The organism is Ruegeria sp. CE6, from assembly GCF_056537485.1.
Genome location: NZ_JBQFRR010000001.1, coordinates 1,419,957 through 1,434,100, shown reverse-complemented (window position 1 = coordinate 1,434,100; position 14,144 = coordinate 1,419,957). Strand labels below are relative to the sequence as shown.

Below are 14,144 nucleotides of genomic sequence, written 5' to 3'. Positions count from 1 at the left end.
TTCTCGATTCGAGATTATGTCAAGCGAGGTTCAGGACCGGGAGAGAGGTAATCTGACGCCCGACAGCATGCGAGCCTCTAGAATGGCCGGCCGATATCGGAACAGGCGTGCCGGACGACCACCGGTGCCGCTGGACATTTCGCCGGTATCTTCAATCAATTCCTGCTGATCAATCTGGCGGCGAAAATTGGGTTTGTGCAGGTGTAGACCAGACAGCGCTTCAACTGTGCGCTGTAACTGCAGCAAGGTGAAGCTTTCGGGCATGAGCTCGAACACAACCGGAGAGTATTTTATCTTGGCCCGCAAGCGAGATATGCCGGTGGCGAGAATGCGACGGTTGTCCGCTTCCATGTGACGACCGAATTCAGGAGTGTCAACAAGCCCTGCTTCGTACATAAGCTCATAACGTTGCAAAACCAGCTCTTCGTTCCAGGTCTTCCCATTCAGACCAAACAGATAGTCCACACGCTGCAGTTTTAGCGGATCACTCCCTGCCCAAGCTGAGATACGTTTGATAATTTGTGGTAGTTCTTCGGGGCTGCGATCGCGATGATCCTCCCATGGGAAGTATTGATACCAGCTACGCCATGCCGGACGTCCAGCACCAGTAGTATCCTGCTCCCGCACCAGACCGAGATAGCTGATCGAGATACGCTGAGAGTTGTCGGCATAACCCGAGCGTGGATCGCGATCCTTGTCTGCAAAGGTGTAAAGCTGTTCAAGATATCCCACCGGATGGCCGGTCTGCGCCTCAATCCAGGCCCGCAAGCCGCTTTGCAAGCTGCGGTGTGAAGATTCGAACGGTCCCGAAGGTAGCGCGTTACCGCCACGCAAGGTCATGACACGCGGCTGATCATCAGTCACGGCGATTAGGATAGCGATCAGTTCGGCAGGGGCTAGTCCACTTGGCAAGGAATTTCCTGTTTGTAGAATGTCGCGAAGCGTTGGTTAGAATGTGCGTTCTAACCCAAATTTAGTACCTTGGCTTGAAGAAAAATACGGTGTGACGGGTGCTTCTTCAGAGAACAAGCATTTCTGGCCCAGTTAATCGCCCCACTGTTCTAACATCAGGTTACTACTTTCGGTCCAATGAACCTGAAATACAGTTTCGTCTCACGACTTGAGAGGTGTCGCAAGATATGGGTTCGGGCTGACCAAACAGCCAGTTGAGGTGTTCGTTTCGCTAAAGTAGTTCTCGAACCGGTCTTACATATGATCTTCTAGAGGCTGCCGTTTCCGCAAAGACATTATTGATTACACTAAATACTTCGATTTGCGACACACAGTGTCTTATCGAAATTTGGAAGCGATCATAGCATGTCGCAGCTAAAGTCTGACCACGTCACATTCGACAATTGGGTTGTGAAGCTTCCTCCAATTCGAAGATACCCATCCGACCCGCGGCGCTAAGCGGCCAGTTCTTTGAATCGTTGTACGCAACGAGGTCCAGGAGTGAATTGAAATCTACGGATCGGGACCTCTAGGTAGTTTGATATCTTGGCTGGTGTTCACAAATTGCAAGTTTCAGAACATCCCAGTATGATTTTTGCGTCATGCGCTTTGGCTTTCTTAGGCTGAAGATTCTGATCCCGCATTGACACCACGGATGAGAGTGTCCGCGCACGGCGGTAGCAATCCAGCAGTCGTTCGGGCTGGGCATCCTGCTGCTCCGATACCAGCACTACTGGCCGAAAACTTCTCTCGGTCCAATAGTCAGAAAGAGAGAGGCCCAGGGCAGCAAAACCCTGAGCCAGCTTTCAATCGGACGGTCCCGTCTCAGCCGCCACTCGAGTTTGCTAACCCGGGCTGGGCAAAATCATTGGCGGGTGGTGTCAAATCCTGCGCTCCGGTGCCGGGCATCAACTCGAAACCCAAATCGAATTGATCCAGGGTCGAAGCCAGTTGCGCTACGATCTCGGCGTTGCCCTCAGACTGCGCGGTGCCATCAGCGAGCATCTCGGTCAATCTGCGCTCACCGGTCATGACCTTTTCCAGGTCCGTGCGGCTCAGACTGATCGAAAGATCGGCGTCTTCCGCCACCTGATCGACGATATGAGTCAGAGTGGCATTGCTCATCTCGACAACGATGTTCTCGTCCCGGTCGGGGATCGACAGGTTGATGGTGAACTCCATATCGGCGGCTTTGGCGCTATTGACACGAATGGCCAGAAAGTCGAGCCACATCGTGGTCTGCATGGCCTTGATCGTATCGGGACCGGTGGTCTCGATAGTAGCGCCCTGAGGAATACCGTTGCGCAGTTCGAACGCCGCGCCAAGGAACGAGTTGCGGACCGAAGGGCTTTCCTTCTGATACCCGATCTGCTCAAACGCGTCGGCCAACAGGTCCTTGGCGGCCTGGTTCTGTGGTTCGGCGTAGACCAGTTTGTTCAGAATCTCGGTCGCTTCAAGGTATTTGCCGGTGTCGACCAATTCCTGCCCTTTCGACAGGATCGGTTCGGCGCCGCCCATCATCTCGACAAACAGCGGCGCGCTGTCTTCTGGCGACAGAGGTGTGAGCGTGGTGGGGTTGGCATCCCAGTAGCCCAGATAACGGTTTATCACCGCCCGGCTGTTATGCTCGACCGAGCCATGATAGCTGCGCGCGGCCCATTGCTGCTGCAGGCTTTCCGGCACGTCATAGACGTTGTGAATCTGATTGATGGTCACGCCCTTGTTGGCCAGATTCAACACCCCGTTGTTAAGATTGGCGTAAGTGTCACGCTGCGCACGCATCACTTCTTGAATGCGCTCATTTCCGTAACGGGGCCAAGAGTGAGAGGCGAACATCAACTCGGCATCCTGCCCAAACTTGTACAGCGCGTCATTGACATGCTTGGACCAGCTCAGCGCATCGCGCACCAGTGCGCCACGCAAGGTATAGATGTTGTGAATTGTGCCAGTGATGTTTTCCGCCGCCCAGAATGCCTTGAGGTCGGGGAAATAAGTATTCATCTCAGCAGGTGCTTCAGTACCCGGTGTATTCTGGAAGATCATACGCACGCCGTCTACGATGATCTCTTCATACGCGTCCGAGACATAGCGGGTCGGTTCGATCAGGCCCGTGGTGCCAGCCGAGATGTTCTTGCCGATGGACTGATCCACATGGCCGAACGGGCTGCGCGGCAGCAATACGCCGTATTGGAAAAACAGACGGCGGTTCATCACGTTGCCCGCATAGACGTTTTCGGAAACCGCATGTTCCATGAAACCTTCGGGCGCGATCACCTCCACACCGTTGGCCACGTCCTCATCGGTGATCACTCCGCGCACACCGCCATAATGGTCGGCGTGGGAATGCGAATAGACAACCGCCTTGACCGGCAGTTCGCCCACGGTGTCGTTCAGCAGCTTCAGCGCTGCTGCGGCAGTTTCCTTGGAGGCCAGCGGGTCAAAGATGATCCAGCCGGTATCGCCACGAATAAAAGTGATGTTGGACAGATCGAAGCCACGCACCTGATAGATGCTGTCGTCGAGAATCTCGTACAGGCCGAAATTCATGTTCAGGATCGCCTGACGCTGCAACGACGGGTGGATCGAGTCGAACTCTTTGCCCTCGAGCAGATAGTCATAGCTGCCGATGTCCCAGGCGACGGTGCCATCCTCGGTTTTGATCTGGCGGTATTCTGGAACCGCAATTAGCCCCTTGCGGCTTTCTTCAAAGTCACGCTCGTCATCGAACGGCAGGTTATTGCGTTGGGTTTGCTGGAATTCGATCGTGTAATCCGAGGGCAGCTTGCCCTTCGGGTCAAAGTGCTGAGGACTATCATCCTGCGCGACGGCAAGGCCTGAGGTCAGCGTCAAAAGGGTGACGGTCAAGAGTAAGGTGGATCGACGTGGCATATATAATCGGTTCCTATCATGAACGCTTCAAAAGAGATCGCAGCGCAGGAGGTCTGACGGGACGAACCACGAGGTTGAAATTCGTCCCGCCGGTGCATTGACGTCCAGAAGTGCCGAGATGCGCGATCTTTTGGAAGCCGGGTGCCTGCCTGTACGACCAGCAGTGCGGCCCTCTTATCCGCAGAATTTTTCCCGAGAAGTGCAAACATGTTGCCACCTGTCGAAAAACACATGTATCAACGAGGCCAACATAATGGTTTTCCTTGGTTTTCCCGAGGCAGAGGGATATTGAAGTGGATACTACCGAGCGCGAAATTCGGGTACAGATGCAACGTATCCTGGATCATCCGGATTTCACCGCCAGCCCCAAACGCCGCGCATTTCTGAACTATATCATCGAGGAATATCTGGCCGGTCGTTCAGATCAGATCAAAGGCGTGTCGATTGCCATGTCGGTCTTTGACCGCGACGAAAGCTTCGACCAGCAGGTCGATCCGATTGTCCGACTTGAGGCGCGGCGACTAAGGCAGGAGATTGACACCTACTATGCCGGGCCCGGTCGGGGCGATCCGATACGTCTCACCATGCCCAAAGGAGGATACGCGCCGCGGTTCGAAAAATCTTCACTGCCCAGCCCTGATCAGGCACCTGCTGATGCCCGGCCAAATGCCGGGTTCAGCGGACGACGACGCGCTGGGATTGGACTGGCTGTCGCCGTTGGCCTGGCATTGTTTGGGCTAATCTGGGGATTGACCCGTTCAGGGACGCCTGAGGAACAGGCAAATCACAGCTTGCCCAAAGGGCCCGTCGTGGCTGTACTGCCCTTTGAAACTCTGGGAGAGGGCCCCGAGTACCTCGCCGATGGTCTTACCCGGCAGTTGACGACCGAGTTGATCCGGTTCCGGGACATCTGGGTCTTGCCCCTTGGCAGCACACTGCATTCTGGTGAAACTGAGATTGATACGACGAGCTTGCGTACAGAATTCAACGCCGATTTCGCGCTGGAAGGCAATGTGATGGACAGGGGCGACACCTTGCGCCTGTCCGCACGCCTCATTGATCTGAAAGACCGAAGATATATCTGGTCGCAAAGCTATGAGGTCAGCAATACCTCCGAGGAAATTTATGCGGTACAGGACAGCATTATCCGAGATGTAATGGGTAAACTGGCCGGGAAATACGGGCTACTGACGCTTGGCGCGATGCGAGATGCCGATAGAATTCCACCCAACAATCGCGATGCTTATGACTGTGTGCTTGGTTATTACAGCTATCAGGTAACCATCAATCTGGATCGCCATGCCGAAATCAAATCCTGCATCCTGAACGCGCTTGAGAAGGCTCCGGATTATGCCGAGGCCTGGGCGGTGCTGTCGAACCTGTATCTGCAACAGATACGTTTTGGGCTGGGCGGAAATCGCGAACAGATTCTGGCCGCAGCCGATGCCGCAGCACGCCGGGCGGTCGAGATCGACCCAAATCTGGCGGCGGGACATCTGATGATGGCCAATATGCGGTTCGTGCTCGGTGATTTTGCCGGGTTCCGAGAGGCCGGGCAACGGGCGATTGACCTGAATCCGAATGACACCGACATTCTGGCCCATTACGGGATGCGTCTGGCGTTCAGTGGCGAATGGGACAAAGGACTTGCTATTGTAGACCGGGCAATCGCTCTGAACCCTGTGCATCCTCAGTGGTATCTGTTTCCGCGGGTTTTTTACGAGTTCGACCGGGGCGACTATGAAGCGGCGCTGGCACAATTGGAACAAATCGATATGCCAGGTTTCTTCTGGACCCATCTATGGCAGGCCGCGCTACACAGCAAACTGGGAAATGGGGAACAGGCCCAGGCGGGTCTACGCAGCTTGTTGGTTCTACGCCCAGATTTTTCATCTGTTGCATCGGATATACTTGCCATTTGGCAACTTGACGCCACATTTAAGGAGAACCTGTTGGCCAGCCTCCAGAAGGCTGGTTTGTCAGATTCTTGACCGGCTTATCCAGTTTCCGCACACTTAGTCATCGGTGGGTTTCACAGTTATCTGGAATCGCATCACCCTTGTACGCAGCAATAAGTAAACCACGTCAGATGGCTGACTTCATATCATCAGATCGTCGTTTGATTTTCTAGCTTTCGCGCAAGCGGGCCAACGGTCGCTGCCAGTCCATGTCTGGAATGGTTTGTCAGAGTTGGCGTTTTTTTGGGACGACCTTTTACGTAGTTTCGGCATTGCAAAACACTTTGATCATCGGTGCTAAACATGCGGAAGTTGATCACCTGTAGCCTGAAAGAAGCGCGCTTCTGGGTGGGATATGTCAATTCGACGCTCCAACATGCAAGGCAATCGAAACGCGTCTTTGGAAGATCTGCGCGACACTGTTCACCCACCCAATCAGGCCGGTTTCTTTAACTTTTACAACTGAAACGTTTATTCGGCATCAGAGCACTCCTTCTCTGGTCAGAATTTGCCCCAAAATTACGAACTCTGTTCGGACCCTTTTTTGAGTCAGGGCCAAGGCCCAGTTCGATAAACCACTGAGTAATCTGCAGCCATTACTAGCCCACCACACCGTGACCACGCACCTGCATGCAGTTCACAAGCACATGACGCCGCGCCATTTCGTCATTGTACTGGCCGCGCACAGATCCGACGATGCCACCTGCGATCGCACCTCCGATGACATCTTCCTTCTCGCCAACAACCCAACCAGTAACCGCACCATCAATAGCGCCGAACGTAGCATCCATTTTACGCTGCCCAGGATTGAAACTCGCGGCCATCAATCGGCATTCAGCCTCATCTGTGTAGAAGGTCGCATTCCTGGTTCCGTCAACCATCAGTGGCTTCTGCATCGGGTACTGAGTGCATGCGGTGAGACTGATGAGAGCAACAAAAATGAACTTTTTCATCGCAGCTTTCCTTTAGGGAATCGAAGTAATTGCTTGGCGTACACGCTAAACTTGCCTGCCTAGGCAGATCTCATTTAGGAAGTTTACGATTGTCAAAAAATAGCCCCGCCATTTTACGCAGCGTAAAATTGCATTTGTTTCGCTGGCTCGGTCGCAAACTTCTCTGGCGCATGAATACAGCGCCTTTCTTGCGCAGCTAAGTTGGCTAACTAGGCAACTAGATTAACGCGAAAAAACCGTCGGCCCAGCATGCCGAAGGCGTGACGGCACGCAGACGCGTAGGGCTGCGGCACAAGAAAGTCGGCGGCCCGAAAGTCCTTTTTCAATTTTTATAGGGTCTTCTATTCAGCCGCGTAACGCTCCATGTCGGCAAGGCGCGAATATCCGTCCCGCGTCTGTGGTGTTTTAATGCCTAGAATATTTCCGGCGATTTGGGTCCGGAGAATCTGTGCGGTCCCGCCGCCGATAGTGAACATGCGCACATCGCGATACATCCGCTCCAGAGGTTCACGATCGCTGTAGCCGCGCGCGCCGAACATCTGCAGCGCATCGCTGACCACCTTAATAGCCATCTCGGACGCAAAAAGCTTGGCGCGGGCGGCCATGGTCATATCGGGATACTGACTGCCGTTTGGGCCACGCGATCGTGCCGCTTCATGGAGCAGCAGCCTAGCTGCATGAACTTTCGTGTCCATATCGGCCAGCATCCATTGAAGCCCCTGGAATTCTGCAAGCGGGCGCCCGAACTGTTCACGTTGAACGAGGTAGCGTTTTGCATGTTCAAGTGCCCCTGCCGCAACACCCATAGCAACTGCTCCCGCACCGACGCGTTGCGAATTGTAAGCGTTCATCAGGTCGGCAAAGCCACGCTTCAATCCTGAAGGCGGTTTGACCAGCCATTTCTCGTTGATCTCGACATTTTCGAACCGCAATTCTGCTTCGGGCATACCGCAAAGGCCCATCGTGTATTCGCGACCCACCACGGTGAACCCCTTGGGCGTATCTCCTGACATCGGATCGGCAAACAGAATGAAACCGCCAATCCCCTGATCGGCGCCTGCCTCATCGAGCACGCGGGCAAAGATCAGGTACAGCTTCGAGACCCCTCCACCAGTGATCCAATGCTTGGACCCGTTGAGGATGTATGTGCGACCCTGTTTCCGCGCGGTAGTCTGCATATCGGTCGCGGCACTTCCCGAGTCAGGTTCGGTTATGCAGATCGCAGGCTTATCTCCTGCCAGGACATGCTGAGCACAAAAAGCCTTCTGCTCGTCATTGCCGTACCCCATGACCGCACTGATGCCACCCATGTTGCCCTCGACAACGATGCGGGCGGTCAGGGTGCAGGCTTTTGCGATCTCTTCGACCACCATGGTGACGTCCAAAAAACTCGCGCCCTGCCCACCATATTTCTTTGCAATGGTCATACCCATGATGCCAGCATCGGCCAATTCGCCAACATTCTGCCAGCAATACCTGCGCGATCTGTCCCAATCTGCGGCACGTTTCTCAAATTCTGGGGCCAGTTCTTTCGCAACGTTCACAAGCGGATGCGGCATGCGTGTCCCTCGTCTCTGTTTCTTAACAGAATACGCTTGCAGTAATACAACACAATCGAATAAAATTGGATATCTAATCCAATATACCTTAACTTATGCAGACACGTTCTCTCAGAACCCTCATACGGGTCTCGAATGTCGGCTCCTTTGCGAAAGCGGCCGAGCAGCAAAACATGACATTGTCTGCACTTTCAATGCAGATGAAGGCGCTTGAGGCGGAGCTTGGCGTTGACCTCTTTGACCGCACCGTACGACCACCGCGACTTACGCCAATCGGCCGGAGCGTCGTCGAGGCATCGATCCCGCTCCTGCAGCACGAAGACAGCCTTCTCAAAATCTGTCGCCCGACGAACACGCTTGTCGGGCATTTCCGAATAGGATTTGTCACAACTGCTGCCGTTCGCTTGCTGCCGAACTTCCTGAACAACGCAAAACGTCAAGCACCGCAAGCGACCTTCTCATTCGAAACCGGCCTGTCCAAGGTTCTACAAGAAAAGGTTGTAAGCGGTCAGCTTGATGCCGCCCTTCTTACAGATGCAGAAGGTGTTCCTGACACGCTTGCGGACAAGGTGCTTCGAGAGGAACCCTTTGCCTTTGCAGCCCATAAGAAATTGCTGAAAGATGGCCTCGCGGGTTTATTGAATGCGCAGCCCTTCTTTCATTTTATGCCCGACACCGGGATCGGAAAACTCATTGCTGGAGAGATGCTTAAGCACAAAAGACCGAAGGGTTCCGAAACCATTGTCCTTGATAACCTTGAAGCGATTATGGAATGTGTTTCGGCAGGCCTGGGATTTACGCTTCTGCCTGTCCCCGATGTTTTGCGGTACCGGTCTGACGACGTCAAAAGTATTTGTCTCCCACAATCGTCGGCTCGGAAACTTGTTCTTGCGACCGTGCGCAAGGGCGCGCTGGCTGGAAGTGAGGCGATGCTTGCCGCGCTATTCTCGACAGGCGAGGCCGTCGCTGCGGGCGAATAAGAAACACCTTTCCTGCACTCGCGGCTTCGGCTGGATCGACTAAGGTCTTGAAACCCTCTTTTGGGTTCACGCAAGAACGACCGGAACCGGCCTTGGATAAACCGTTTAGATGCTGCGATGCAGCCTGTCTAACTAGCCACTCGCTACGGGAGCGATGGCCGCGTTCACGGGAACTCATAAATCGCGGAACAGATCAGGCTATTGCAATTGTAATAGGCGTGTCCGCCTCGTGCATTTCTCCAAACTGGCGCCGTGATGTCTTAAGGCGCGCTTGACCAATATTGGGATCATGTTTCCCAAGGTGGATTTGAGCCAATCTCTGCGATCAGAAAATCCATGAATACCCGAACTTTGGGGGATAATACGTTGGACTTGGGATAGATAAGCCATAGTACATTGTCTTCCGTAGCCTCAAAATCTGGCAGAATTTGCATCAACCGGCCCGATTTCAGGTGATCATACACGCTCCACAGTGCGTTCAGGGATATTCCGGCGCCGGCCAGAGTGGCGCAGACCTGGCTTTGGCCGTCGTCGATGATCAATTGACCCTTGGCCATCGCTGGATCAAATGTGGCTTTCTCACCTGCCTTTCCCGTTAGCGTGCGCAAGTGGCGATTTTGGAAAGCGATCAGGTGGTGGCTTTTCAGATCGGCAGGTGTTTTGGGTGTGCCGTATGTGTCAAGATAGTGCGGCGCGGCGCACAGTATGCGTCGGTCATCAGCCAATTTTCGGCCTTTCAGACTGGTGTCGACAAGCGGCGCATTTCTTAGTGCAAGATCGTAACTCCCCTCGATAAGATCGAACTGCATATCCGACAGGCGCAAATCGAGCGTCAGATCGGGGTGCTGTTGAAGAAATTTCGGCAGGATTGGAGCAATGTAGAGCTGAGCAAAGGTGCTGGGCGCAGCGAAGCGCAATGTACCGCGGATGGTCGCTGTTTGTTTGCCCAACGCCGTAAGTGCTGCCTCTTCCTGCGCAATAATCTCTCGGGCGAAGGGCAGGAAATCGGCACCTTCAACAGACAGCGACACCTTGCGCGTTGTGCGATGTAACAGTTCGGAACCCAGGCTTTGCTCCAACTTGGCAAGCTTTGCGCTCGAGACAGCTGGAGCCATGCCCAAAGCGCGCCCCGCCGCACTGATGTTCAGCCTTTCTGCCGCCGCTACAAACAATCTCAGCGCGTCTGTATCAAGCCCCATTATATCGCAAACCCGAATTATCAATCCATGAATGGGCAGTTTATACGCAAATAGATTAGCGTTAAATCCCCTTCATGGATGCAACTCGGCATGGGAAGGAGACGCAGATGACGCGAACAGCCACAGTCAACTACCACGTTCACAAGCCCTGGCGGCAAGCCTTTGAACTAGATGCAGGCGGGATTGCTGGTAATTTGATTTCGCCCGAACTGGCCAGCACGGCTGTTGCATTGACAGATGCCCGCACCACGAGCAACACAGTTACATTTGCGTCTGATGCTGTTGAGTTCGCGCTGCTGGAAACGCAGGTACAAGATTTTACCGGCGAGGTCTGGAAACCGACATACGATGCGGAACTAACGGCAATGCTCTCGAACAAGTTAGGTGCGCGCGAGGTTGTGGTTTTTGATCACACGATTCGGATGGATGACCCAGGAGCGACGCGCAAACCCGCGCGCAACGTCCACAGTGACTATAGCAAGGACGGAGCCGAACAGCGGCTTGTCGATCTTTTGGGTGCCGAGGCCGCAGCCGAGTGGGCGCGCGGTCACTATGCTTTTGTTAATGTGTGGCGCCCTGTGGATCATCCTATCAACTCAGCACCCCTGGGCTTTGTTCGCCCGTCATCAGTTGAACCGTCTGATTGGATTTTGCTGGACCTGATCTATCCCGACCGCAATGGGCAAATAATGGGGCTGGTAGGAAACCCCAGGCATGAGTGGATTTATCAGTCGAAGATGACGCCGGATGAGGTCGCGATCTTCAACATCTATGACAATCGAGGTGCTCCGTCGATCGCGCATAGTGCGCTTGATATGGTCGAAGATTCAAACGTCAACACCATTCGCAAAAGCATCGAGAGCCGCACCTTGGTGCGCTATTAAAGGAGAGCCGGACATGTTGGATAAAATGCAGCCTGCTGATTTTGCCCAAATCAACGTGGCCTATAACCGGGTATTTCGACCGGGACGGCTAAGCGTTGGCCTTGTGTTGCCGCTCGAAGCATATGCAGTCGGTGCAGAGCCGACGCTTCGGGATCATCTGGAAGCGGCTCGGAAAGCGGAGAACCTCGGGTTTGCATCACTTTGGCTGCGCGACGTGCCATTTAACGTTCCAAGCTTTGGTGATGCAGGACAGATTTTCGATCCATTTGTCTATCTGGGTGCGCTTGCTGCGGTGACGGACCGAATTGCCCTTGGAACGGCGAGCGTGATCCTGCCATTGCGTCACCCCGCTCATGTAGCCAAGGCGGCGGCGAGCGCGGATGTGCTCTCGGGCGGACGGTTGCTCTTGGGTGTAGCCTCCGGGGACCGGCCTGAGGAGTATCCGGCTATGAACCAGAGCTATGATGACCGCGGGGCACGTTTCCGCGACAGCTTTGACTACATCCGCGCCGTTGGATTGGACTATCCCGAGCGTGAAAGTGCGCAGGGTACGCTGTCTGGCGGGATTGACCTGCTGCCAAAGCCGCATGGGACCCGCCTGCCGATGATTATTACGGGTGGTAGCCAGCAATCCCCCGATTGGGTGGCGCAGAACGGCGATGGTTGGATGACCTATCCGCGCAATGCGACTGCTCAAAGGCAGGTTATTGCGGACTATCGGAGGCGCGGGAAGGAAGCGGGCCAGCCAGACAAGCCTGTCATGCAATCCCTGTATATCGATGTCGTTGCCGATCACGCCGCATCACCGCGCCCGATCCATCTTGGGTTTCAGTCTGGCACCGATTTCCTGCGTAGCTATCTACGTGAAATAGAAACGCTTGGGGTCAATCACGTTGCACTGAACCTACGGTTCAATCAAGCGCCCATCGATACGACCCTCGAACACTTGGCAGATACCGTACTGCCCGACTTTTCCTAAAGGATCAGATCAATGACCAAGACTATACTCATTACAGGTTCAACCGACGGCATTGGTTTGCTCACGGCAAAGAAGCTGGCCGCCGATGGACACAAAGTACTTCTGCATGGACGCAGTACCTCCAAATTGGACAGCGCTGCCACCGACGTCGGCGGCTATGTCGAAACTTATACCGCTGATTTGAGCGATCTGTCCGCAGTGCGAGAACTGGCTGAAAGCGTAAAGGCCAAACATGACAAACTGGACGTGTTAATCAACAATGCAGGTGTGCTGAAAGCTCCGCAAACTGTGCTTGCGAATGGGCAGGACATCCGCTTTGTCGTCAACACACTCGCACCCTATTTGCTCACAGAATTGCTGATGCCCATCATTCCCGCCGACGGGCGCGTCGTGAACCTGTCATCGGCAGCGCAGGCCCCGGTGAATATAAATGCACTGGAGGGCAGTGTTCCGCTGGCTGATATGGAGGCTTATGCGCAAAGCAAGCTGGCGATCACCATCTGGACCCGGGAATGGGCCAAATCTCTGCCCGATGCACCCGTCATGGTCGCGGTAAATCCGGGATCGCTGTTGGCCTCAAAGATGGTGAAAGAAGGATTCGGCCTAGCCGGGAACGATATGAACATCGGCGCTGATATCCTGATTGACGCAGCATTGGGTGATCGGTTCGCTGATGCGTCAGGTGCCTATTTTGACAATGACAGCGGTGCCTTCGCGAATCCACATGCCGCAGCACTAGACAAAGCACATGTTGCCGACGTCATGAACTCGATCAGAGGTTTGATTAACCAGACCAACTGACCCGCGCTGCACTAAATCCAGACGCGCTTCCAACTTTAACCTCCCTTACCCCTCGCGCGTGCCGCGTCGAGGCCCAAGAAAGGACTGTCTGATGAAATATGAGAACTTTCAAACCTTTGACGTTGCTGTTGAAAACGGCATCGCAACAGTCACATTCAACTTTGGCACCGTAAACGTGCAAGGCCAGGAAATGCTGGCCGACCTCAACAGTCTGGCCATGCGGCTAGAGCGAGACCGCGAAACCAAGGTCGTGATCTTTCAGTCCGCCAACCCGGAAATCTGGGTCTGCCACTACGATACCGAGCTGCTCAAGGATATGTCGACTGAGGCCGTATCCCGCGAGGACGCACAGCTTTTGGACCTTCAATCGGTCTGCGAGCGGATCAGCAAGGTGCCACAAGCCACCATCGCAAAGCTGGAAGGGTTCGCACGTGGTGGCGGACACGAGTTGGCGTTGGCGCTCGACATGCGATTTGCGGCGCGGGGTAAGTACAAGTTCATGCAGATGGAAGTTGGAATGGGCATCCTGCCTTGCGGCGGCGGTGCTTCGCGCATGGCACGTCAAACCGGCCTTGGAAAAGCGCTTGAGATCATCCTGAGCGCACAAGACTACGATGCGGATGATGCAGAACGTCTGGGCACCATAAACAAGGCTTTGGAGCCAGATGAGATTGGCCCGTATGTGACAGCGCTCGCCGAGCGGATCGCAAAATTCCCGGCAGAGTCGATCAATGCCTGCAAGCAGATGGTCTATGAATCCATCGACAAACCCATTGATGAAGCGCTGAAGGCCGAAGCCTATTGGCTGTATCAGGCCACAAGCAAAACCCCGGCGGTCAAACGGTTCACCATCGCGGATGAACAGGGTCTGGAACACGACATCGAAAACCAGCGCAAGTGGGGCGATCTGGTTATGCAGGTTCAGGATATCAACTGATCCGTCCTCCAACACAATGATCACGTCAGGCGTGCGCTGTTCAAAGCCGCGCCT

General features: G+C 54.4%; 12 protein-coding genes and 1 pseudogene. 7 read left to right on the top strand and 6 right to left on the bottom strand.

All coding sequences use genetic code 11. The annotated features are described in order from the left end of the window. Positions 1 to 30 precede the first annotated feature (30 nt). Together ACR0DK_RS06955 and ACR0DK_RS06950 are read right to left on the bottom strand one after the other, a co-directional pair. A complete protein-coding gene (locus ACR0DK_RS06955) occupies positions 31 to 912 on the bottom strand; it encodes an NUDIX hydrolase (protein WP_170561666.1) in 882 nt (293 codons plus the stop codon). Between the two features lie 864 nt (positions 913 to 1,776). Further along, positions 1,777 to 3,816: an alkyl/aryl-sulfatase gene (locus tag ACR0DK_RS06950; RefSeq protein ID WP_480735374.1), complete on the bottom strand. Its 2,040-nt coding sequence runs from the start codon at positions 3,814 to 3,816 to the stop codon at positions 1,777 to 1,779. Positions 3,817 to 4,133: 317 nt separating this feature from the next. Here ACR0DK_RS06950 and ACR0DK_RS06945 point away from each other — a divergent pair, with 317 nt between their 5' ends. Next, complete coding sequence (locus ACR0DK_RS06945; protein WP_223118525.1) at positions 4,134 to 5,831, top strand: hypothetical protein; 1,698 nt, start codon at positions 4,134 to 4,136, stop codon at positions 5,829 to 5,831. Positions 5,832 to 6,397: 566 nt separating this feature from the next. Here ACR0DK_RS06945 and ACR0DK_RS06940 read toward each other — a convergent pair. Next, positions 6,398 to 6,751, bottom strand: coding sequence for a hypothetical protein (locus ACR0DK_RS06940; protein WP_170394225.1), 354 nt, complete (start codon positions 6,749 to 6,751; stop codon positions 6,398 to 6,400). 341 nt (positions 6,752 to 7,092) lie between these two features. Continuing rightward, positions 7,093 to 8,310, bottom strand: a complete 1,218-nt coding sequence (gene acdA / locus ACR0DK_RS06935) for a 3-sulfinopropanoyl-CoA desulfinase (RefSeq protein WP_223118526.1) — start codon at positions 8,308 to 8,310, stop codon at positions 7,093 to 7,095. Between the two features lie 95 nt (positions 8,311 to 8,405). Here acdA and ACR0DK_RS06930 point away from each other — a divergent pair. Further along, positions 8,406 to 8,531: pseudogene (locus ACR0DK_RS06930) on the top strand (LysR family transcriptional regulator); the annotation flags it as partial. On the opposite strand, the gene ACR0DK_RS06925 reads toward ACR0DK_RS06930, so the two are convergent. Continuing rightward, positions 8,502 to 8,678, bottom strand: coding sequence for a hypothetical protein (locus ACR0DK_RS06925; protein ID WP_480735710.1), 177 nt, complete (start codon positions 8,676 to 8,678; stop codon positions 8,502 to 8,504). The pseudogene ACR0DK_RS06930 and the gene ACR0DK_RS06925 sit on opposite strands and share 30 nt — an antisense overlap. A gap of 36 nt (positions 8,679 to 8,714) precedes the next feature. On the opposite strand from ACR0DK_RS06925, the gene ACR0DK_RS06920 reads away from it, so the two are divergent. Further along, complete coding sequence (locus ACR0DK_RS06920) at positions 8,715 to 9,290, top strand: LysR substrate-binding domain-containing protein (protein ID WP_480735703.1); 576 nt, start codon at positions 8,715 to 8,717, stop codon at positions 9,288 to 9,290. Between the two features lie 287 nt (positions 9,291 to 9,577). Here ACR0DK_RS06920 and ACR0DK_RS06915 read toward each other — a convergent pair whose 3' ends face one another. Beyond that, entirely contained in the window at positions 9,578 to 10,489 is a 912-nt protein-coding gene (locus tag ACR0DK_RS06915; RefSeq protein WP_170625577.1) for a LysR family transcriptional regulator, read from the bottom strand. A 107-nt stretch (positions 10,490 to 10,596) separates the two neighbouring features. On the opposite strand from ACR0DK_RS06915, the gene ACR0DK_RS06910 reads away from it, so the two are divergent. From ACR0DK_RS06910 to ACR0DK_RS06895, 4 genes are all read left to right on the top strand, one after another. Then, positions 10,597 to 11,373: a CmcJ/NvfI family oxidoreductase gene (locus tag ACR0DK_RS06910; protein WP_223118528.1), complete on the top strand. Its 777-nt coding sequence runs from the start codon at positions 10,597 to 10,599 to the stop codon at positions 11,371 to 11,373. A gap of 13 nt (positions 11,374 to 11,386) precedes the next feature. Beyond that, on the top strand, positions 11,387 to 12,352 hold the full coding sequence (locus tag ACR0DK_RS06905; protein ID WP_480735369.1) for an LLM class oxidoreductase: 966 nt from the start codon (positions 11,387 to 11,389) through the stop codon (positions 12,350 to 12,352). A 12-nt stretch (positions 12,353 to 12,364) separates the two neighbouring features. Beyond that, positions 12,365 to 13,153: an SDR family NAD(P)-dependent oxidoreductase gene (locus tag ACR0DK_RS06900; protein WP_223118530.1), complete on the top strand. Its 789-nt coding sequence runs from the start codon at positions 12,365 to 12,367 to the stop codon at positions 13,151 to 13,153. A 91-nt stretch (positions 13,154 to 13,244) separates the two neighbouring features. After that, a complete protein-coding gene (locus ACR0DK_RS06895; RefSeq protein ID WP_170394211.1) occupies positions 13,245 to 14,090 on the top strand; it encodes an enoyl-CoA hydratase/isomerase family protein in 846 nt (281 codons plus the stop codon). Positions 14,091 to 14,144 lie beyond the last annotated feature (54 nt).

What these genes read in the sequence shown, in the direction of transcription:
- acdA (WP_223118526.1), bottom strand. Translation starts at nt 8,310, where the DNA reads ATGCCGCATCCGCTTGTGAACGTTGCGAAAGAACTGGCCCCAGAATTT.
- ACR0DK_RS06895 (WP_170394211.1), top strand. Translation starts at nt 13,245, where the DNA reads ATGAAATATGAGAACTTTCAAACCTTTGACGTTGCTGTTGAAAACGGC.
- ACR0DK_RS06910 (WP_223118528.1), top strand. Translation starts at nt 10,597, where the DNA reads ATGACGCGAACAGCCACAGTCAACTACCACGTTCACAAGCCCTGGCGG.
- ACR0DK_RS06900 (WP_223118530.1), top strand. Translation starts at nt 12,365, where the DNA reads ATGACCAAGACTATACTCATTACAGGTTCAACCGACGGCATTGGTTTG.
- ACR0DK_RS06940 (WP_170394225.1), bottom strand. Translation starts at nt 6,751, where the DNA reads ATGAAAAAGTTCATTTTTGTTGCTCTCATCAGTCTCACCGCATGCACT.
- ACR0DK_RS06925 (WP_480735710.1), bottom strand. Translation starts at nt 8,678, where the DNA reads ATGCCCGACAAGCGTGTTCGTCGGGCGACAGATTTTGAGAAGGCTGTC.
- ACR0DK_RS06905 (WP_480735369.1), top strand. Translation starts at nt 11,387, where the DNA reads ATGTTGGATAAAATGCAGCCTGCTGATTTTGCCCAAATCAACGTGGCC.
- ACR0DK_RS06915 (WP_170625577.1), bottom strand. Translation starts at nt 10,489, where the DNA reads ATGGGGCTTGATACAGACGCGCTGAGATTGTTTGTAGCGGCGGCAGAA.